Annotated in this window: 21 protein-coding genes; 14 read left to right on the top strand and 7 right to left on the bottom strand. The window is 65.8% G+C overall.

Going from position 1 to position 20,442, the window contains the following annotated elements:
- Window positions 1-84: 84 nt before the first annotated feature.
- Window positions 85-873: a DUF3047 domain-containing protein gene (locus DD542_RS05530; RefSeq protein WP_127807292.1), complete on the bottom strand. Its 789-nt coding sequence runs from the start codon at window positions 871-873 to the stop codon at window positions 85-87.
- Window positions 874-1,076: 203 nt separating this feature from the next.
- Here DD542_RS05530 and DD542_RS05525 point away from each other — a divergent pair, with 203 nt between their 5' ends.
- On the top strand, window positions 1,077-1,424 hold the full coding sequence (locus DD542_RS05525; protein ID WP_127804372.1) for a helix-hairpin-helix domain-containing protein: 348 nt from the start codon (window positions 1,077-1,079) through the stop codon (window positions 1,422-1,424).
- 80 nt (window positions 1,425-1,504) lie between these two features.
- Here DD542_RS05525 and DD542_RS05520 read toward each other — a convergent pair whose 3' ends face one another.
- Window positions 1,505-2,422, bottom strand: coding sequence for a porin (locus DD542_RS05520; RefSeq protein WP_164868352.1), 918 nt, complete (start codon window positions 2,420-2,422; stop codon window positions 1,505-1,507).
- Window positions 2,423-2,704: 282 nt separating this feature from the next.
- Window positions 2,705-3,718, bottom strand: coding sequence for a porin (locus tag DD542_RS05515; RefSeq protein ID WP_127804368.1), 1,014 nt, complete (start codon window positions 3,716-3,718; stop codon window positions 2,705-2,707).
- Between the two features lie 242 nt (window positions 3,719-3,960).
- Between DD542_RS05515 and coq7 the strand changes: the two genes are divergently transcribed.
- On the top strand, window positions 3,961-4,599 hold the full coding sequence (gene coq7 / locus DD542_RS05510; protein WP_127804366.1) for a 2-polyprenyl-3-methyl-6-methoxy-1,4-benzoquinone monooxygenase: 639 nt from the start codon (window positions 3,961-3,963) through the stop codon (window positions 4,597-4,599).
- Window positions 4,600-4,616: 17 nt separating this feature from the next.
- Here coq7 and DD542_RS05505 read toward each other — a convergent pair whose 3' ends face one another.
- A complete protein-coding gene (locus DD542_RS05505; RefSeq protein ID WP_066152668.1) occupies window positions 4,617-5,066 on the bottom strand; it encodes an OsmC family protein in 450 nt (149 codons plus the stop codon).
- Window positions 5,067-5,294: 228 nt separating this feature from the next.
- Here DD542_RS05505 and ilvA point away from each other — a divergent pair, with 228 nt between their 5' ends.
- Window positions 5,295-6,899 (top strand): threonine ammonia-lyase, biosynthetic, encoded by a 1,605-nt coding sequence (gene ilvA / locus DD542_RS05500; protein ID WP_127804364.1) that lies wholly within the window; start codon window positions 5,295-5,297, stop codon window positions 6,897-6,899.
- Between the two features lie 83 nt (window positions 6,900-6,982).
- Window positions 6,983-7,993, top strand: a complete 1,011-nt coding sequence (locus tag DD542_RS05495) for a nicotinate-nucleotide--dimethylbenzimidazole phosphoribosyltransferase (RefSeq protein WP_164868351.1) — start codon at window positions 6,983-6,985, stop codon at window positions 7,991-7,993.
- 19 nt (window positions 7,994-8,012) lie between these two features.
- Here the strand turns inward: DD542_RS05495 and DD542_RS05490 are convergent, their stop codons facing one another.
- Genes DD542_RS05490 through DD542_RS05480 form a run of 3 tightly spaced genes read right to left on the bottom strand, consistent with a single transcriptional unit; the run spans window position 8,013 to window position 11,022 of the window.
- Complete coding sequence (locus DD542_RS05490; protein WP_127804360.1) at window positions 8,013-8,681, bottom strand: 3'-5' exonuclease; 669 nt, start codon at window positions 8,679-8,681, stop codon at window positions 8,013-8,015.
- A complete protein-coding gene (locus tag DD542_RS05485) occupies window positions 8,678-10,579 on the bottom strand; it encodes a DUF294 nucleotidyltransferase-like domain-containing protein (protein ID WP_241559689.1) in 1,902 nt (633 codons plus the stop codon). Before DD542_RS05485 ends, DD542_RS05490 begins: the two co-directional genes overlap by 4 nt.
- Complete coding sequence (locus tag DD542_RS05480) at window positions 10,576-11,022, bottom strand: general secretion pathway protein C (RefSeq protein ID WP_127804358.1); 447 nt, start codon at window positions 11,020-11,022, stop codon at window positions 10,576-10,578. Before DD542_RS05480 ends, DD542_RS05485 begins: the two co-directional genes overlap by 4 nt.
- A gap of 83 nt (window positions 11,023-11,105) precedes the next feature.
- Between DD542_RS05480 and gspG the strand changes: the two genes are divergently transcribed.
- From gspG to gspE, 10 genes are all read left to right on the top strand, one after another.
- A complete protein-coding gene (gspG, locus tag DD542_RS05475) occupies window positions 11,106-11,549 on the top strand; it encodes a type II secretion system major pseudopilin GspG (RefSeq protein ID WP_066152656.1) in 444 nt (147 codons plus the stop codon).
- Window positions 11,546-12,007: a prepilin-type N-terminal cleavage/methylation domain-containing protein gene (locus DD542_RS05470; protein WP_241559688.1), complete on the top strand. Its 462-nt coding sequence runs from the start codon at window positions 11,546-11,548 to the stop codon at window positions 12,005-12,007. The genes gspG and DD542_RS05470 overlap by 4 nt, the downstream gene beginning before the upstream one ends.
- A complete protein-coding gene (gene gspI, locus DD542_RS05465) occupies window positions 12,004-12,375 on the top strand; it encodes a type II secretion system minor pseudopilin GspI (RefSeq protein WP_127804356.1) in 372 nt (123 codons plus the stop codon). Before DD542_RS05470 ends, gspI begins: the two co-directional genes overlap by 4 nt.
- Entirely contained in the window at window positions 12,375-13,076 is a 702-nt protein-coding gene (locus DD542_RS05460; protein WP_127804353.1) for a prepilin-type N-terminal cleavage/methylation domain-containing protein, read from the top strand. Before gspI ends, DD542_RS05460 begins: the two co-directional genes overlap by 1 nt.
- Window positions 13,077-13,084: 8 nt before the next feature.
- Window positions 13,085-14,062, top strand: coding sequence for a type II secretion system minor pseudopilin GspK (gene gspK, locus DD542_RS05455; RefSeq protein ID WP_066153381.1), 978 nt, complete (start codon window positions 13,085-13,087; stop codon window positions 14,060-14,062).
- A gap of 85 nt (window positions 14,063-14,147) precedes the next feature.
- A complete protein-coding gene (gspL, locus tag DD542_RS05450; RefSeq protein WP_127804351.1) occupies window positions 14,148-15,473 on the top strand; it encodes a type II secretion system protein GspL in 1,326 nt (441 codons plus the stop codon).
- Window positions 15,473-16,012, top strand: a complete 540-nt coding sequence (gspM, locus tag DD542_RS05445; RefSeq protein WP_127804349.1) for a type II secretion system protein GspM — start codon at window positions 15,473-15,475, stop codon at window positions 16,010-16,012. Before gspL ends, gspM begins: the two co-directional genes overlap by 1 nt.
- A complete protein-coding gene (gene gspN / locus DD542_RS05440; RefSeq protein ID WP_127804347.1) occupies window positions 16,009-16,803 on the top strand; it encodes a type II secretion system protein N in 795 nt (264 codons plus the stop codon). The genes gspM and gspN overlap by 4 nt, the downstream gene beginning before the upstream one ends.
- Window positions 16,804-16,837: 34 nt before the next feature.
- On the top strand, window positions 16,838-18,988 hold the full coding sequence (gene gspD / locus DD542_RS05435) for a type II secretion system secretin GspD (protein WP_127804345.1): 2,151 nt from the start codon (window positions 16,838-16,840) through the stop codon (window positions 18,986-18,988).
- A 10-nt stretch (window positions 18,989-18,998) separates the two neighbouring features.
- Complete coding sequence (gspE, locus tag DD542_RS05430; RefSeq protein ID WP_079366729.1) at window positions 18,999-20,441, top strand: type II secretion system ATPase GspE; 1,443 nt, start codon at window positions 18,999-19,001, stop codon at window positions 20,439-20,441.
- Window position 20,442: the final 1 nt, after the last annotated feature.

Below are 20,442 nucleotides of genomic sequence, written 5' to 3'. Positions count from 1 at the left end.
GAACGCACGGAGACTTTGCAACAACTGTTCCAGCCACCCAAGCGTGCTAACCCTATGGGGCGCCCGAGAAGGATGCCACAAGACTCAGCGAGCGGTGAGGGTCATGCGGCCATACCAGGCACGCAAGCTGGACTGGGTGTTGTCGGTGTCGGTCATGATGGCAACCGCCCGCAAAGGTCCAGGCTCCTCTCCAAAGGCCCGGAAAAAATCTGCTCGGATGTTTCTTTGATAGTCCCGCCAGTGGCCCACCTGCTGCGCACCGCTCTCCACCACCACCTTGCGGATACGGTCAGTTCGTGCGTTGACGATGACCGTCTCTGGGGCATCGTGGTTCGCCCAGACGTACATCAGCGTGGCATAGGGCAACTCTTCCCCCGTGAGCAGACGACTCATTTCGGACATGCGATGGTTGCGCCCTGTCCACTTGCTGCGGTCGCCGTCGAACGACAGCAGAATCCGGACAGGCGCATCGTCCTTGCCCGCCTCGCCCAGGCGCGCCTTGTCGGGGAGACCATCGACCTTCCATGAAAACGCAATCCGGTCGACCTCGGGCAACGCTTTGTCGAAGCGCTTGCGCAGAATGCTGACAGAACCGTCGGCACTCACCGACAGCGCTGCGCTCCCTGCTTGCCCGGCCACCTCAAAAGCGGCAAAACGCTTCCCCGGTAACAGAAAGGGCTGCCAGGCATCTCCACCGGGCGGGGTTTTCAGCAGCTCATCGACAGTGGCCCGCCACTCGGCCTGCTGATGCAATCCCACATCAGGCTTTAACCCACCGGTAGAAGCTTCGCCCGTCTCTTCGAGCTGTGGCGCCTTCGCAGCGCAGGCAGCAAGCACCAAGGCAGTCGCGGCCGGCAATGCCCTGATCAGCATGTTTTTCACTAAGCCGCCCATCCATACCCCGCAGACGTTGATTCTTGCGACAAAAAGTAGCTAGTTTGCAGTCTATCGTTTCTGACCTGCGCGTACCCCTCTCTGGGGAAGTCAAAAACTAGGTCATTCGATATATTTTTTGCCGTGGGTATGCCAACGCACCCACGTCAAACGCTGTTACTTTCACTTTTCAGGAGGAATTTATGTTCAAGAAGCTGTTGTCTCTGTTCATCGCGGCGTTCGCAGCCACGTCGTTTGCGGCCGTGGATGTCAACACCGCCAATCCGGCCGATCTGGACAGCATCAAGGGCATCGGCCCCGGCACATCCACCAAGATTCTGGAAGTTCGCAAGAACGGCAAATTCAAGGACTGGTCCGACTTGATCGAACGCATGCCCGGCATCGGGGAAAAGCGCGCGGCCAAGCTCTCTGCCGAAGGGCTGACGGTGAACGGTGAGGCGTTCAAACCCACCGCCGCAGCCGGCAAGAAGGTGGCGGACAAGACGGAAAAGGCGACACCGGCTGGCGCACCCACAGCGACCAAGCAGTAGTCGCGCGGCGCAAAAAAAGCCGCCCGAAGGGCGGCTTTTCTATGGGAGAGAAACCCGAAGGTTTCTCGACGCGTAGCCAATCAGAACTTGTGGTTCACGCCAAAAGCGAAGATGTCTTGGTCGGGACCGTTGGCCTTGCGATCTTCTGCGCGGAAGCCGGTGTACAGCATGGTGCGCTTGGACAGGCTGTAGGCCGCGGCCACGCCGAAGGCGCTGTCGCTTTCCGAATCGCCCTTGGTCTTGGAGCTGGCATAGCCCACCGACAGCGTCAGCGCGCTGCCCAGGGGAATGTCGGCACCAATCTGATAGGAGTTGATCTTCGCACCGCCATCGGACTTGGTGGTGTAGTAGCTGGCCAGCAGCTTGGCGGCGCCCAGGTCGTACGAGCCGTTGAGCATGGTGCCCTTCTGGAAACCGGCGTTCTCGTAGCCGACTGCAGCGGCAATCGGGCCATTGGCGTACTGCAGGTTCATGGACGTGGTCTTGTCGTCACCAGCGGCAACGTTGCCATTCAGCTGGGTGCTGATGGCGGCGCTGAAACCAGCGATCGAGGGCGTCGCGTAGTAGATCTGCGCATCGGCTGCAGAGGTGTAGCCGTTTTGCCACACGGCATTGGCAGCCAGGGCAGAGTCGAAACCGCTGTTGGCGGCGCCGAACACGTCGTCCAGGGCGGTCCAGCTGCGGCCCAGCTTCACGGTGCCGAAGCCACCGCTCAGGCCCACGTTGGCTTGGCGCTTGAAAGTCTTGTCTTGCGTGGCACCGTTGACCAGATCAATCGCTTCTTCAAATTGGAAGTTGGCGTTCAGACCGCCACCCAGATCTTCCGAACCCTTGAAGCCGAGACGGCTGGTGTTGACACCGCCGCTGGCGGCCTGGGCAGACGAACCCTTGATCTTGCCGACCCAAATATCGGCGATGCCATAAACGGACACGCTGGATTGAGCCATCGCGGCGCCAGAGGCGGCAACAACGGCCAAAGCAATCAGAGACTTCTTCATGAGATGGTTTCCTTGTATGAAAAATCCAGTCCCGCACATCGAAACCGGCTGTGAATCAGAGTCACATTCCTATGCTAAACCTGGCCACTGAAGTCTCAAGGGTTTTCCCTCAAAAAACCCTTGGTGCCAATGACTCTGTGGGGTTTTAGACACAGCCCGCCAAGCAATCCGAAACAAGCGGTGAGCCCTGCATCATCTCCTGCTCTCAGGTCGAAAAAAAAGCCCCCGTCGACGCGCGACGAGGGCTTTGCTGTTTCATCAACGGCCGAAGCCGTTTGATGATCAGAAGTTGTGGCGGATGCCCAGAGCGTAGCCGGTGGCCTTTTCCTTCAGGACCTTGCCTTCGCCGTCGGTCAGAGCCACACCGTACAGGAAGGTGCGCTTGCTCAGGGGGTACTTGGCTTCCAGGACCCAGTCGGTGTCCTTGAACTCGGTGTCGCGGGCGACGTCAAGCGTCAGGACCACAGGACCCAGGTTGGCGGAAGCACCGATGGTGACGCCTTTGGCGAGGGTCGCGCCAGTGGCTTCACGCTCGTTGGTCTGGTAGCTGGCTGCCAGAGCGAAGGCGCCGAAGTTGTACTTGCCGCCCAGGGCCATACCTTGGGTGCCACCCTTCTGGGTATTGTAAGCAAACGAGGCGGTGATCGGGCCGTTGGCGTAGGTGGCCGACAGGTCGTACTTCGCTTCAGAACCGGTGTTGCCCTTCAGAACGGTGGAAGCACCGAACTTGAAGCCGCTGAAGCTGGGAGAGAAGTACATGATGGCGGCGTCGTTGCGCGAGCCGGCGCCAGCAAAGCCGAACTGGTTGGCGACCACCGAGTAGTTGGCGGTGTCGGTCAGTTCCCAGGCGGCGACGCTGTAGAACGAGGTGGTCAGGCTGCGGCCCAGGCGGATTTCGCCGAAGCCACCCATCAGCGACAGGTTGGCGGCGCGCTGGAAGGTGTTGCCATCGGTGGCGCCGCTGGTGGCGTTGATGCCTTGCTCGAAGTTGAAGCCGGCCTTCATTCCGCCGCCCAGGTCTTCCACGCCACGAACGCCCAGACGGCTGGAGCCGTTGTTCAGGGCGCTGTTCGCGAAGGCCTGGAACTTGTCGGAGCTGACACCCAGTGCATACGTGGCGGGCTTGGCTGCGGTGGTCTCGGTGGCGGCCACAGCGGGGGTCTTGACGACAGCATCAGAAACCTTGCCGACGGACAGATCAGCCACACCGTACAGGGTCACGGAGGACTGAGCAAAAGCAGCACCGGTGGCAGCCAGGGCAGCCAGGGCAGCCAGAGCAATCAGGGTCTTTTTCATTGAGGATATCTCCAAGGTTGATGAATGGGCCGGTGGTCTGAGCCCCCGAGCCAACCTCCGTTACTGGAAGTGTCTCCATTGCACCAGAAGGGCTCTGGGGGTGCAAAGCTTTCAGCGGTGTTTGTCGTTCACGGACCACAAGGGAAAGCCCTTCCCCGGGTGATTACCTAGAACAATAGTAATCACCGCCTTTAGTGCATCGAGCGACAATCAATTTGCCATCTTTCTTGACTGCCAAATCCATGGACTCTCTACTGGTTGCTGCCGACACTGCTTTGCGAACCCTTTTTGCCAGGCCGCGCTCGACTCGACCTTGCAACACTGTGGCTGAATCTACGAACACCCACCTGAGTGCGGAGGACAAGGCGACATCTGGTGCGCTGATGCGCGTGAATCACGTCGGCGAGGTCTGCGCCCAAGCGCTTTACACCGCTCAGGCCTTGGCTGCGCGCAGCAGCACCCATCCGCAACGAGAACGGCTGGCGCAACAACTGGAAGCAGCAGGACGGGAGGAGACCGACCACCTGGCCTGGACCCGGGACCGACTGGATGAACTGGGCGCCCACCCATCTATCCTCAACCCTCTGTGGTATGCAGGAGCTTTCGGAATCGGTCTGCTCGCTGGACGGATGGGGCCCGGCGTCAGCCTTGGGTTTGTGGTCGAAACCGAGCGGCAGGTCGAGGATCACCTGGCCTCTCACATGGACCGGCTGCCCATCTCGGACCACCCATCAAGAGCCATCGTGGCCCAGATGCAGGCCGATGAAGCCAGGCATGCCCAGGAAGCACAGCATGCCGGCGCCGTGGAACTTCCCTTGCCTGTCAAGCTGCTCATGAAGACTGCAGCGAAGGTGATGACCACCGTGGCTCACCGGTTCTGAGCCTAAAGAGAGGGTACTCAGGCTTCCAGCAGATCGAAGCTGGTGCTGATCTCCGCTGTCTTGCCCAACATGATGCTGGCAGAGCAATACTTCTCGTGGCTCATCGCGATGGCACGTTCCACGGCAGCAGGAGGAATCGCCCGACCGGTCACAGTGAAATGCATGTGGATTCGCGTGAACACCTTCGGATCGGTCGGCGCGCGCTCGGACGTGAGCTTCACACTGCAGCCCCGCACATCATGGCGGCCGCGCTTGAGAATCAGGACCACATCGTAGGCCGTGCACCCACCTGTACCGGCCAGCACGGTTTCCATGGGCCTGGGCGCCAGATTCGCGCCCCCGTTTTCCGGCTTGGCCGCATCCGGGGCGCCGTCCATGGCCAAAATGTGACCACTGCCTGTTTCAGCGACAAATCCCATGTGGGAGCGGGTACCGGCGGCGCCGGTCCAGGTCACGGTGCATTCCATATCTGTGTCGGTTGTGAAAAATCTGACAGTTCGAGAGTCAGCTCCCTAAAAGGTAGCAAAAACACTTTCAACCGTGTTGCGCCGCAGCATTTCTCGATACAATGGCGGCATTGTATTGAAGGTTGTCTCCTCTGCCCTCTACGGGTGGATTCAAACCCGGACCGGTTCCACCAGTCCGGGTTTTTTTTCGCGACCTCGGCTCGCTATCATCGTTGGACAGGACAAACAATGACCACACGATCCAACAGAAAGAGGGCCGCGGCACCGGCGCCTCGCACCAGCGCCCCGCTCAGTCCGTCGGACTACCTCACCAGAATCCTGAATGCGCGCGTCTACGACGTCGCAGTGGAGTCTGCACTGGAACCGGCCCGCAACCTCAGTCGCCGCCTTCACAACAAGGTACTCCTCAAGCGCGAGGACCAACAGCCTGTATTCAGTTTCAAGCTGAGAGGCGCCTACAACAAGATGGCGCATCTGACCCCCGACCAACTTCGCAAGGGCGTGATCTGCGCTTCGGCCGGCAACCACGCGCAAGGCGTTGCCCTGGGCGCCCACAAGCTGGGCACTCGAGCCGTGATCGTCATGCCCACCACCACACCCCAGGTGAAGGTGGATGCAGTCCGCTCCTTTGGCGGAGAGGTGGTGCTCCACGGCGACAGCTATTCCGATGCCTACGGACATGCGGTTCACATCCAAAAGAAGGAAGGGCTTACGTTCGTTCACCCTTTTGACGATCCGGACGTGATCGCGGGACAGGGCACGATTGCCATGGAGATCCTGCGCCAGTTGCAAAGCCTCGGATCGGACCATCTGGACGCGGTGTTCGTTGCCATTGGCGGAGGAGGTCTGATCTCCGGCGTGGCCAACTACATCAAGGCCGTGCGCCCCGAGATCAAGGTGATCGGCGTTCAGACGGTCGACTCGGACGCCATGCTGAAGTCCGTCCAGGCGGGAGAGCGGGTCACCCTGGGAGACGTCGGTCTCTTTGCAGACGGCACCGCGGTCAAGCTGGTGGGGGAAGAAACCTTCCGGATTGCCAGCGGTCTTGTGGACGAGTTCGTGGTGGTGGACACCGACGCGGTCTGCGCGGCCATCAAGGACGTCTTCGTGGACACCCGCAGCATCGTCGAGCCGTCGGGCGCCATGGCCGTGGCGGCCATGAAGCAGTACGTGGCGAAGCACAAGACCAAGGGCGAGACCTACGCCGCCATCCTGTGCGGTGCCAACATGAACTTCGACCGCCTGCGTTTTGTCGCCGAGCGGGCGGAAGTCGGCGAAGAGCGCGAGGCGCTGTTCGCAGTCACCATTCCTGAAGAGCGAGGCAGCTTCAAGCGCTTCCTCGAGTCGTTCGACTCACTGCCCGGAGGCCCGCGCAACATCACCGAGTTCAACTACCGCATTGGTGACGCGAAGGTTGCCCATGTGTTTGTTGGTCTCACCACGCAGGGGCCTGGCGAGTCGACCAAGATCGCCAGCAACTTCCGCAAACGGGGTTTCGAGTCGCTGGACCTCACGCACGACGACCTGGCCAAGGAACACATCCGGCACATGGTGGGCGGCCACTCGCCACTGGCCCAGGATGAACGCCTTCTGCGCTTTGTGTTTCCGGAGCGACCCGGCGCGCTGCTGAAGTTCCTGAGTCTGATGCGTCCTGGCTGGAACATCAGTCTGTTCCACTATCGCAACCAGGGTGCCGACTATGGCCGGATCCTGGTCGGGCTGCAGGTGCCGCCCAAGGACGACAGGGCGTTTGCCAAGTTCCTGGGCACCCTGGGCTACCCCTGCGTGGAAGAAACCCACAATCCGGTGTACCGACTGTTTCTCAAAAGCTGAGCAAGCCCATGAACCAACGGCCCGGAGCTCTTGCTGACCTGTCAATGGACAGGGATGACCGGGCATTGCCACCATGGCCTGAGGTGTCACCGACGGAGAACGCCCAACTCGGCCTGATGGTGCAGAACCGTCTGCGGGGCATCCATGGGGAGGAGCCGACTCTCGGGCGTCTTGAGGGACTGGCCATGCAGTTGGCCCGCATCCAGCACCCCTCAGGGCACGGATTGGAGGAGCTTCGGTTCGCGTCTCCCCAACTGGTGGTGTTTGCTTCCGACCACGGCCTCGCGGACGAAGGAGTGTCCAAATCGCCGCAGGACCTGACCCACCAAAGCGCCTGCGAGCTGCTCGCGGGCAAGAGCCCTGCCAGTGCGCTGGCCGGGCTGCATGGCTTCGATGTGACCCTCGTGGACGCCGGTGTCGCCCACCATATTCAGCTGCCCGAGGGCACCGAGACCGCCGCCACCCTCCTTCGGCGCAAGATAGGCTACGGCACACGCAACGCGGCGCTGGCGCCGGCCATGTCGCAGGCACAGGCGCGCTCTGCCATCCAGGCAGGCATGGATGTGGTGCGGCACCTGCCCGGCAATGTGGTGGCGCTGGGCAGCATCGGCGTTGCGGGTGAGGCCTCGGCGGCCTTGCTGTTGTCCCGCCTGTGCGGGGTTCCGCTGTCCGATGCCTGTGGCAAGGATCAGGAAGCAGACGAGGTGTTCGGGCAGCGCAAGCTGGAGCGGCTGTTCGCTGCCGCCAGCAGGCACCGCCGCGCCACCTCGGCGCAGGCGGCTCTGGCCGCCATGGGAGGTTTCGAGATTGCCATGCTGTGCGGCGCGATGATCCAGGCCGCCAGCGAGCGACGGGTGGTGCTGGTCGACGGCTTCGTGGCCGGAACAGCCGCGCTGGTGGCCCGCGCCCTGGTCCCGGCAGTGGCCGACTATCTGGTGTATGCCCACCGCGCGGCCGAGCCAGGGCACCGGCTCCTGCTGATCCACCTCCAGGCCAACCCACTGCTGGACATGGAGCTTCGCAGCGCAGAAGGCATCGGAGCCCTGCTGGCCTGGCCGCTGCTGCAAGCGGCACAGCAACTGCTACAGCGTTGACCCGCGGCCCAGTCCGCCCTCAGCGCCCGGCTAGCCAGCGCCGGCGTCCAGCCAGTCGCACGGCATCGCGCCAGCGGCCACCCTCCGGCGCGATGCGAGGCCACAACCGTAGCAACAGCTCGGCCGTGGCCAGCGTGTCGGCGGACGCTTGGTGCCGGGCCGGGCACAGGATGCCGAAATGCGCCATCCAGTCGTCCAGCGACCGGGCCCGCACCTCCTCATGGGTCACGGCACAGAGATGGGCCAGGTCCAGCCAAGGGTTGACCAGCCGGCGTCCCAGGTGCCGCCGGCAATGCCGGTCGATCAGGGTTTCGTCGAAGGCGCTGTGAAAGGCCAGCAGCGGCGCCTCGCCAATGAAGTCCACAAAGGCCTGCAGCGCCGTCGCAGGCTCCACGCCGTCCCGCTGACGCTGCTCACCGATGCCGTGCAGGAGGATGTTGTCGCGATCAGACACCGCCTCCTGACGCAGCACCACCTCGAAGCTGTCGCCCAGCACAATCTCCGGCCGCGATGCCGGCGCAGGACCAACCCTGAGACCGATGGCTGCAATGGCCAGGAGCCGGTCATTCTTTGCGTCCAGTCCACTGGTCTCAACGTCGACGACCACCCAGCGTTCGGCGTCGGAAGAAGCTACCGGGTCCTGGAGCCCCCACCATGACCGCACCGACGCCAGCAGCGTTGCAATCATCGCTGGTAGTCGAGCTGCACACGCTGCTGCAGGCTGCGCACCACCCGCAGCGTCTCCCGCAGGATGCGGCGGTCGATGTCGTTGAGTGCGCCCACCGCGATGCGGTTGGGGTTGTCGCCCACCGAGGCGCCATCGAGCTGGGCACGCAGACGGAGCATCTGCAGAAACTCGAACCCGGCCACCCAGGCCTGGTGTTCGCGGGCCGGGACGCCGAGCTTCGGACCCGCGGTTTCGAACCGCTCCCGGGTCGAGGTGGCTGCGATGCCGTTGGCCAGCGCGTACAGCCGGGCCACATCGACGAGGATGGCCGTACCCTGCAGTTTGAGATCCAGCGTGTCGAGACCATCCACCGGCGTGGTGTCGATCTGGCCGCGCCAGTTCAACGGCGGTGCCTGCGCCAGGCCATTGACTGCCAGCTGGCGGACAAACCGCGGGTTGGCCGACGCGCGCTGGGTCACGAAACCGCGCAGACTGGCGGCCATACCGGCCTGCCCGGTCAGGGCGCGAAAGTCGAAGTAGATGCTGGCATTGAGCAGATCCTTGGGTGCGCCCTGCTCGATCCACTGCACGAAACGCTGCTGCCACTGGGACAGCGTCAGGCAGCAATCGGGGTTGCCCGCCATAATGTTGCCCCTGCACAGCGGATAGCCACAGGCGTCCAGGGCGTGGTTTATGTCCTGTGCCATGTGCAGCAAGGCGTCCCGCTCGCCGGGGTTCACGTCGTCGGCGAGTATCAGCGCATTGTCCTGGTCGGTGGCGATGGTCTGCTCGCCCCGCCCCTCGGAGCCCAGGGCGATCCAGCAGAAGCGCTGCAGGTCAAGACCGTGTTCGCCGGCCTTCAACGCCACCAGCCGGGTCGTCAGCAGGTCGTTGAGGTGGCTGATCAGCTGTGTCAGCTGCAGCGCCTGCACACCCTGACCGAGCAAGTGGCGCGCAAACTCGCGGATGTCATGGGCCGCGGCCTGCAGGTCGGGAATGCCTGTCGCATGGCGAATGCGCTCGCTAACCTGGTTGAGGCTCATGCGCTGAAGGGCATAGAGGTCGCGCTCGGACACGATGCCCACCAGCCGCCCCTGCTGCGTCACGGGCACGTGGCGAATGCCCTTGGCCGACATCAGCAGCGCCGCTTCCTGGGCGCTGCGGTCGGACTCCAGCGTGTGCACCGGACCCACCATGACCGCCGACATCGGCACGTCCAGAGACACACCGGCCAGCGCGACGCGGTCCAGCACGTCGTAGCGGGTGAGGATGCCGACCGGGCGCTGCCCTTCGTCCACCACCAGCATCGACCCGATGCGCAACCGGTGCATGTCCTCCAGCGCCTGGCGCAGCGGCGTGCCGGGCGCGCAGCTGACCGGCGCGTGGCGGCACAGACGCTCCAGCGGTGTTTCCATCGACTGCTCGGCCAGAGCCCGCGATGCGTAGGCCGCCTGCAGCGCCGCGCGTGAAAGCTCCAGGAACCGCAGCACACGCCGGTTCAGGAAGTCCCCGAACACCGGACTGAGCTGCGCCAGCGCCTGCATCCGCTCGGCTGGCAGGCGCAGCACGAAGGTGTCTTCGGTGGCCAGGTAGGCGGTGCTGGTGGCGCGCTGGGCGAGCACCGCACTGATCGGGAACAGGTCACCGGCCTCGTACTCGAACGCCCCGCCTGCGACATCAGAAAGCCCCCGCTTGCCCACCACCGCGCCGCGACGGATGAAAAACAGTTCGCTGGCGGGCCCATCCTCTGGCCGAGCCAGTGCCTCGCCGGGAGCGAAGTACGCCTGCCGCGACGCCTCCACGAAGGCCCGGACGTGGCCCGCATCCATCTCGTCAAATGGGGGAAACCGGCCCAGCTCCGCCGCCAGCTGGTCCAGCAGCGAGGCGGACGGGCTGGGGGCAGAAGGTGCCAGGCTCACCGAGACTCCACGGGCTCCGGGAGATTGAGCTCCAGTGCTGATGGGTCTCCAGCGGTGGTGCCCAGGCGGGCCACTTTGGGCCCGACCGAGAGCAGTCGCAATTCGCCGTCGACCACACCACCCACCACCACGGGGCGCGGCGGCTGTCCATCGACGGCGATCAGCGCAGCACCGCTCTGGCCTGGCTGGCTTGCCAGCCCCAGAAGCCTGAAACGGGACGACAGAGGAGCCGTCGCCGGAGCGGTCGCCTGCGCCTCGGGCACGGCACCGAGCACGCGGGCGACGCCCGCTGCGTCCGACTGGATCGGCGGGGTTCCAAGGGCACCCACCGGAACCAGTGGTTCCCGGCCCCACAGCTGCAACATCCAGTAACCCGAAAGCAGCGCCACCACCAGCCAGAGCAGGCCGGCCGCGAGGCTTGCAAGGGAAGGTGTCTTGAGCATGAACACATTATCATCCACCTTCTCTGGCGCACCGCGCCGCGTGCTTCCGGGAGCCTGTCTTGAAATTCGCATCTGTCACTTCGATGTCCACCCCTGGTCCCTCGTCTGCGCACGGTCGGCGTCAGCGCGGTTTCACGCTGATCGAGCTGATGGTGGTGCTGGTCATCATTGGTGTGCTGGCGGCCCTCATCGTGCCCAACGTGCTGAACCGCGCCGACGATGCGCGCGTAACCGCCGCCAGGACGGACGTCAACAACCTCATGCAGGCGCTCAAGCTGTACAAGCTGGACAACCAGCGCTTTCCCACCGGCGCGCAAGGCCTGACCGCACTGGTGGCCCGGCCCACCGCTGCACCGGTGCCGCCCAACTGGCGCCCCTACCTCGACAAGCTGCCGGCCGACCCCTGGAACCAGCCCTACCAGTACGTGAACCCCGGTGTGCACGGCGAGGTGGACGTGCTGTCGCTGGGAGCCGATGGTCAACCCGGCGGAGAGGGCAAGGACGCCGACATCGGCAGCTGGCAGTGAACACCCGCACACGCGGCTTCACACTGCTGGAGCTGCTGGTGGTGGTGTCCATCATCGCGCTGGCCACCGCTGGCGTGAGTCTTTCCTTGCGGGACAGCGATTCCACGGCGCTGGAGAACGAGTCCCTCCGGCTGGCCGCACTGCTCGAGTCGGCGCGGGCGCAGTCGCGCGCCAGCGGCGTGCCGGTGCGCTGGAAACCCAATGGAGAGGGTTTCGAGTTCCAGGGCATCACCTCGCGCTCCAAGTCGGCGGACTCACTGACCAGACCCCGCAGCTGGCTTCACCCGGAAACACGGGTGCGCGTGGTCCAGCCGCCAGGCACCTCGGAGCTGCTGCTTGGGCCGGAACCGCTGATCGCGGCCCAGCGCATCGAACTGGCCCGAGGCGAGCAGCGCCTGGTGCTGGGCACAGACGGCCTCGCCCCCTTTGCCGTGATCGCAGAACCGGCCACGCCATGAACCGGCACAGCCGCGGCTTCACGCTGATCGAGATCCTCGTGGCCCTGGCCGTGGTGGCAGTGGCGCTGGCCGCCGGTTCCCAGGCCACCTCGGCACTCACACGAGCCGCCGCGCGCCAGAGCGACCAGTGGCTGGCGCAGCTGTGCGCCGAAAACGAACTGATCCGGTTGCGCCTGCTGCGACAGTTGCCGGGCACCGGTGAGAGCACCAGCGAGTGCCAGCAGGCGGGCCGCACACTCAAAGTGAGGCTGTCGGTGCAACCCACCCCCAACCCGAACTTCCAGCGCGTCGACGCGATCGTGGAGGGCGCGGTCGATGGCAACGAAGTCCGGCTGCTGAGCCTGTCGACCGTGATGGGACGGTACTGATGCGCACGGGTGACCCGACCCCACTGCGACGCGAACGGGGCTTCACCCTGGTCGAACTGCTGGTGGCGCTGGCGGTGATGTCCATGCTGGCCATGCTGAGCTGGCGTTCCATCGATGCCATGCAGCGGACCCAGACCCTGACCCAGGAGCGGGCCGACGAGCTGCTGCGGTTGCAGGCGGCGCTGGGACAGTGGGCCGCCGACCTGGACGCGCTGGTGGACACCAAGGAGCTCAGCCCGCTGGCGTTCGACGGCCGGGTGTTGCGCCTGACCCGGCGGGATGCCGCGGAAAGCGCGCTGCGCAGCGACGGCATCCGAGTGGTGGCCTGGACACGCATGCAGTCCGGCAGTGCGGGCGCCCAGTGGATGCGCTGGCAGTCCGGCCCGATCAAGCGCCGGGACGAACTGGCCGATGCCTGGGCCAGGGCCGCGGCATGGATCGAATCGCCCGCGGAGATCGACGGCCGAGACACCCAGGTCGCGCTGGCGGCGATCGACCAGTGGCAGCTGTTCTATCACCGTGGTGAAACCTGGGGGAACCCGCAATCCTCCGTCGGAAACGAAAACGCAGGCGTCACCCTGGGGGGCGGCGACGCGATCCCCAACGGCGTGCGTCTGGTGCTGAACCTGTCGGCGGGAAGAGGCCTCTCCGGAACGCTGACCAGCGACTGGGTGCGCCCGTCCCTGCTGGCCGCACGCTGATGAAGAAGATGCGCGCTTCATCCAAAGAACGTGGTGCCGCCCTGCTGCTGGCCATGCTCACGGTGACCCTGGTGGCGACCCTGGCCTCCGCGGCCCTCTGGCAGCAGTGGCGGTCCTCCGAAGTCGAGGCCGCCGAGCGGCAGCGCCTTCAGGCTGGCTGGATCCTGGTGGGCGCCCTGGACTGGGCGCGGCTCATCCTGCGCGAAGACGGGCGCAGCAACCGCACCAGCGGGGCCGCCGACCACCTGGGCGAGCCGTGGGCGACGCCTCTGGAAGAAGCCCGGTTGTCCTCCTTCCTGGCCGCCGACAAGAACAACAGCGCGGACGACCTGATGCCCGCGTTTCTGTCCGGCGAAATCAAGGACGCCCAGTCCCGGCTGAACTTCGGCAACCTCGTCAGGGTCAGCCAGACGGGTTCTCAATCGAAGGTCGAGCTGTCGTCCGCCGACCTTGCCATGTTCGAGCGGCTGTTCGCCCTGCTGAACCTGCCCAAGCCCGAACTGGAAGCGGCGTCTGCCAACCTGCTCAAAACCACCGAACGGGCCCTCAACGACCCGGAACCGTCCACCTCGCCGCTGACGCCCCAGCGCTTCGCCCAGCTGGCCTGGCTGGGCCTGAGTCCGAGCACCCTGCAGGCCCTGCGGCCCCATGTGACGGTCCTGCCCGAACGCACCCTGCTCAACCTGAACACCGTCACACCCGAGGTGCTCAGCGCCAGCGTGCCGGGCCTGGACCTGGCGCTGGCCCAGCAGGTGGTGGCTGCGCGGGACACCATGCCTTTCACCAAACTGGAGGATGCCATCCAGCGCATCCCTGGCGCCAGCCAGCAATCGGTCAGCAGCCAGCGCCATGATGTGCGCAGCCGGTTTTTTGAGGTGTACATCCGTCTTCGACTGGACGACACCGTGATCGAAGAACGCTCGCTGGTCCAGCGCGATGGCTTGAGAACCCGCGTGCACTGGCGCGAACGGGTGGCGCCATCATGAACATCAGCTTCATCCGCTGGCCCCGCCTCGTCCCTAAAATAGCCCTCCGCCCGGTACCCACGGGGCATTGCAGCCCCTCTATCACGTGCTGATCCTCACTCCGACCAACTTCAGCGCCGCCATGCCCACATCGACCTCGGTGCTGGACTGGGTGCTTTCTTCCAACGGACGGGTCGCGTCGGACCACGGGGGCTGCGCACTGTCGTTGCTGCCCGCCGACGACGATGTCGTGCTGGTGTTGCCGCCCCGCCTCGTGTCCTGGCACCGGGTGGCGCTGCCCAAGGTGGCGAGCGCCCGCGTAAGAGCTGCCCTGGACGGGATGCTGGAAGACCGGCTGCTGGATGATCCGGCGGAGCTTCACCTGGCCCTCGAACCGGGCAGCCGTCCAGGACAGACGCTCTGGGTGGCCGCCTGCAACAAGGCCTGGCTCCAGGCCTGGCTCCAGACCCTCGAGGCCGCCGGACGGCCCGCCACCCGCATCGTGCCGGCCCTCTGGCCCACGTCGGCGGTCGGTTCGGAACACGGCGAAACCGTGCACTGGGCGCACGACGAAGGCAACCGCGTCTGGCTGTCCACCGCCAGCCCGCTGGGGGTGCGCAGCATTCCCCTGCGCGAAAACGGTTCAAGCACCTACGGCGCCTCCAGCAGGTTCGGCGCCGACAGCTCCTTTGGTCCGGCCAGCACCTTCGGCGACTCCAGCTTCGGCAGTCTCGGATCGTCAACCGGCCGAGGCCCCGAGTACACCCTGACCGTAGCGTCCGACCCGGCCACCACGAGCTGGTTCGCGGACCCGTCGATCACCGGTCTGGCCGAACAGGTGTGCAACCAGCGCTTCGACCTCATGCCGACAGCCGACTGGCTGCTGCGCTGCGCGCAGTCCGACTGGAACCTCGCCCAGTTCGATCTCCGGCTGTCCAGCGGAGCGCGGCGCACGCAGCGCATGCGGCAGGGATGGCGCCACTTTGCCAGCGCCGCACCATGGAAGCCGGCGCGCTGGGCCCTGGTGGCGCTTGTGCTGACCGTCCTTGGCGGCGTGAACGCGATGGCCTGGAAAGAACGTTCGGCCCTCCAGGCCAAGCAACAGGCCATCCGGCAGACCCTGCAGAGCACCTTCCCCGAGGTCGGTCTCGTGCTGGACGCCCCGGTGCAGATGCAGCGCGAACTCACCCGGCTGCAGCAGGCCAGCGGCACCCTGTCGGCACAGGATCTCGAAGGCATGCTCGCCTTCATTGCGGCGACCGAGCCTGGCGCGTCTCTCAGCAGCATCGACTTCCTGAGCGGCGAAGCAAGACTGGGCATCGGGGGGCTGCCCGACGACCGCCTGTTGGCACTGCAACAGGCCATGGCCTCGCGGGGCTGGCAGGTCAGCTCGGATTCGGGCATGTTGAATGTCCAGGCAAAGGCCCCCTGATGTCTGCCAAACGATCTATCCCAGTTTCTTCGGCCTTCGCCCGGGTGGGCCAGCGCCTCGGTTCCTCCTTGCAAGGCCTGCCCGCCCGCCAGCAGAAGGCCCTGCGCCTTGCGGCCTGGGTGGTGGGTGTGGCCCTCTTGTGGTGGGTGGCACTGGCGCCGGCCGTGTCCACCCTGCGGCAGGCGCGCACACAGCACATCGAGCTGGACAAGTCCTTGGGGCGCATGCAGGAGATGGCGGCCAGCGCCGAAATCATCCGCACCCAGAATGCTGCCCCCGTGCCCGCACCCGAAGTGGCCAGGCAGGCGCTGGAGCAGGCCACCAGCGGACTGGGCGCCGGCGCGCAGCTCGCGCAGCAGGGCGACCGCGTCACCGTCACCCTGCGGGAGATTCCGGCTGCGACCCTGGCGCAGTGGCTGCAGCAGGTGCGCGTGAACGCCCGCGTTGTGCCGGTGCAAGTGCAGCTCCAGCGCAGCGGCAACAACCCCTCATGGACAGGACAGGTGGTGCTGGCCGGTCCGGGACTGGCGGGCCAATGACGGAACACCGCAAACCCGCACGCTGGGCCTGGCTGGGGGCCATCCTCGGCACGCTGCTCGCCCTGATCGCGTTTGCGCCCGCGTTGTGGGTGGGTGCCCTGCTCTCGCACTACACCAGCGGCAAGGTGCAATTGCTCAACACCGGGGGCACGGTTTGGAGCGGACATGGCGATGTGCTTCTGAGCGGCGGCGAGGGCAGCCGTGGTCAGACGGCGCTGCCACAGGGACTTCGCTGGAAGCTGCGTCCCGGCTGGTCCCAGGGCCCGGTGCTGCGCATGAGCCTGTCCTCGCCCTGCTGCACCGAACAACCGATGTCCATTGCCTTGCGCCCCGGCTTCGGCGGTGCACAGGTGCGTGTCGACGCCTTCAGCAGCCGCTGGCCGGCCGCCATGCTGGTCGGCCTGGGCACGCCGTGGAACACCCTGCGCATGGACGGGCAACTGCTGGTGCAGTCGCCCGGTTTCTCCCTGGCCCTGAATGGCGGGCGTCCCCGCCTGGACGGGCAGCTGGTGGTGGAGGCCCACGACCTCGCCACGCGCGTGTCCACCCTGCGCCCTCTGGGCAGCTACCGGGTCGAGTTCCGCTCGGCGGGGGATGGCGACAACGCCGCACTGAAGCTGGCCACGCTCAAAGGCGGCCTGCTGCTCGATGGCGATGGTCAGTGGTCGGGCGGGCGCCTGCGTTTCCGGGGTGTGGCATCGGCTGCGCCCGGCCAGGAGTCGGCCCTGGCCAACCTCCTGAGCATCATTGGCCGCCGCGATGGCGCCCGTACCCTGTTGACGTTTGGTTAACAGCCAGAGCGAGACTTCGCGATAGGATCAACAGATGAAATCGACCCATTCCCCTGCCGTGCTGGCACTGGCGCTCGCCGTGCTGACCGGCACCCTGGGTGCCCCGACCGCATGGGCCCAGTCCAAGAACGCTGCCGAGCCGGTCGTGCTCAACTTCGTCGGCGCCGAGATTGAAGCCGTGGCCCGCACCATGGCCACCATCACCGGCCGCAATGTGGTGGTGGACCCGCGGGTCAAGGGCACCGTCAACCTGTCGACCGACAGGCCGGTGGCCCCCATCGTGGCTCTCAACCAGTTTGCCGCCGCACTGCGCCTGCAGGGCTTCTCGCTGATCGAAACCGGCGGCCTGTACAAGATCGTGCCCGAGGCCGACGCCAAGCTCCAGAGCAACACCGTCAGTGCCGGCCCGGTCAGCCAGCTGCCCGCCAGCAACCAGATCGTCACCCAGATCTTCCGGCTCAACCACGAATCCGCCAACAATCTGGTGCCCGTGCTGCGCCCGCTGATCGGGCCCAACAACACCATCAACGTCAACCCGGGCAACAACTCGCTGGTCATCACCGACTACGCCGACAACCTGCAGCGCATCGGTCGCATCATCGCGTCGCTGGACGTCTCCGGCGCCACCGATGTGGAAGTGATCCCGCTGCAGCACGCCGTGGCCGCCGACCTGGCCCCCATGGTGCTCAAGCTGATCGAGCCGGGCAGCACGGGCGTGGCCGCCGCCGGACAGGCGGGGGACACCTCGTACAAGACCACCCTGATCGCCGAACCCCGCAGCAACAGCCTCGTGTTGCGGGCCGCAAATCCCGCGCGCCTGGCCCTGGCCCGATCCCTGGTGGCCCAGCTGGACCGCCCGAGCAGCGTCGATGCGGCCGGCAACATCCATGTGGTCTACCTGAAGAACGCCGATGCGGTCAACCTCGCGGCCACGCTGCGGGCCGCCATGGCCGGCGAAGGCAGCGGCGGAGCGGCCGGGGCGACCGGCGTCACGACGGTGCGCAGCAGCACCGGCGGCATGTCCCAGACGCCCAGCACCGCCGCCAACCCCGCCACCACGCCGGTGACGGCGAGCGCCGGCCCGTCCACCGGCGGCCAGATCCAGGCCGACCCGGCGACCAACGCCCTGATCATCACTGCGCCCGAGCCGCAGTACCGCCAATTGCGCGCCGTGATCGACCAGCTGGATTCGCGCCGTGCGCAGGTCTATGTGGAGAGCCTGATCGCCGAAGTCAATGCCGACAAGGCCGCCGAGTTCGGCATCCAGTGGCAGGGCCCACTGGGCAACCTCGGCGAGAACACCGTGGGGCTGCTGGGCACCAACTTCGGCACCGGTGGCAACAACATCCTGACCAACCTGCTGCCCATCGCCCAGGCCGACACCGCCAAGATCCAGGCGCCCGGCACGGGCCTGAACTTCGGTATGGCCTCGCGCCGCAACGGCATCTACCTGCTGGGCTTCCTGGCGCGCTTCCTGCAGCAGAACGGCGACGGCAACATCCTGTCCACGCCCAACCTGCTGACGCTGGACAACGAGGAAGCCAAGATCGTGATCGGCCAGAACGTGCCGTTCGTGACCGGGCAATTCACCAACACCGGCGCCGGCAACGGCAACAACGGCTCGGTCAACCCGTTCCAGACCATCGAGCGCAAGGACGTGGGCCTGACGCTGCGCGTCAAGCCGCAGATCAGCGAGAACGGCACCATCAAAATGACCATCTTCCAGGAGGTCAGCAGCGTGCAGGCGTCGTCGGTCAACTCGACCACCGGCCTCATCACCAACAAGCGCACCATCGAATCGACCGTGCTGGTCGATGACGGCGGCATCGTGGTGCTGGGCGGCCTGCTGCAGGACGAATACTCCGGCAACCAGGAGAAGGTGCCCGGCCTGGGCGACATCCCGCTGTTTGGCAACCTCTTCAAGAGCGAGAGCCGCAACCGCAAGAAAACCAACCTGATGGTGTTCCTGCGGCCGGTGGTGTTGCGCGACGCCCGCTCCACCAACAGCTTCTCGCTCGACCGCTACGAGCTGATGCGGTCGGCGCAGAAGGACGCGCAGCCTTCCTCCAGCGCTGTGGTCCCCGTGAATGTGGGTCCGGTCATGCCGCCGCAGCGTGCCCCCGAAAGCACGCCCCCGGCCGCGCCTGCAGCCACTCCGGCATCGCCGGCTGCGCCGTCGAACTGACGGAACCCCGATGAAACACCCGCTGCCCTACGCCTTCGCGCGCGAAAACCTCTGGCTGCTGGAAGAGGAGGACGGGCGGCTGACCCTGCGGGGCAGCTCCAGCGCCGCCGAAGATGAAGATGCGCAGACGCGCCGGCTGTCGGCGCTGTCGGAAATCCTCCGCTGCCACGATGTGGAGGAACTGCAGTGGGAGCCGGGCGAGTTGCTGGCCCAGCGCATCAGCGCGGCCTACGCGCAGGGCGAGTCCAGCGCCGCGGCGGTGGTCAGCGAGGTGCAGAGCGACGCCGACCTCAGCCGCATGATGCAGGAGCTGCCGGCCATCGAAGACCTGCTGGAAACCGCCGACGACGCGCCCATCATCCGCATGCTCAACGCCCTGCTCACGCAGGCCGCGCGCGACGGGGCCAGCGACATCCACATCGAACCCTTCGAGCGCCATTCAAGCGTGCGCTTCCGCGTCGACGGCACGCTGCGCGAGGTGGTGCAGCCCAACCGGGCGCTGCACGCCGCACTGATCTCGCGCCTGAAGATCATGGCCGAGCTGGACATCTCCGAGAAGCGCCTGCCGCAGGACGGCCGCATCTCGCTGCGCATCGGCACCCGCGCGGTGGATGTGCGCGTCTCCACCCTGCCCAGCGCCCACGGCGAGCGCGCGGTGCTGCGCCTGCTGGACAAGAGCGAGAGCCGCCTCAACCTGGAAGCGGTCGGCATGCAGGGCGATGTGCTGGAGCGCTTCGAGAAGCTGATCCACCAACCGCACGGCATCATCCTCGTGACAGGGCCGACCGGCTCGGGCAAGACCACCACGCTGTACGCCTCGCTGCAGCGGCTGGACGCGACGCAGCAGAACATCATGACGGTCGAGGACCCGATCGAGTACGAGCTGCCCGGCATCGGCCAGACCCAGGTCAACGCCAAGATCGACCTCGACTTCGCACGCGCCCTGCGCGCCATCCTGCGCCAGGACCCGGACGTGGTCATGATCGGCGAGATCCGCGACTTCGAGACCGCGCAGATCGCGATCCAGGCCTCGCTCACCGGTCACCTGGTGCTGGCCACGCTGCACACCAACGATTCGGTCAGCGCCGTGACGCGCCTGATCGACATGGGCGTCGAGCCCTTCCTGCTGAGCAGCTCGCTGCTCGGGGTGCTCGCGCAGCGCCTGGTGCGCAAGCTCTGCCCGAAGTGCAAGCGCCAGGACGCCAACGGTCGCTGGCACCCGGTCGGCTGCGCGCACTGCAACCAGTCCGGCTACAAGGGCCGCACCGGCATCTACGAGCTGCTCGTGACCGGCGACAAGATCCGCTCGCTCATCCACAACCGCGCGGCTGAAAGCAAGATCTTTGTGGCCGCCGAAGCCGCCGGCCTGCGCACCATGCGCGCCGACGGTCAGCGGCTGATCGACGAAGGCATCACTTCGGAAGCCGAAGTCCTGAGCGTGACGAGAGACTGAG

Source organism: Hydrogenophaga sp. NH-16 (assembly GCF_004006415.1).
Classification (GTDB): Bacteria; Pseudomonadota; Gammaproteobacteria; order Burkholderiales; family Burkholderiaceae_C; genus Hydrogenophaga; species Hydrogenophaga pseudoflava.
This window is presented reverse-complemented; position numbering and strand designations above follow the sequence as displayed.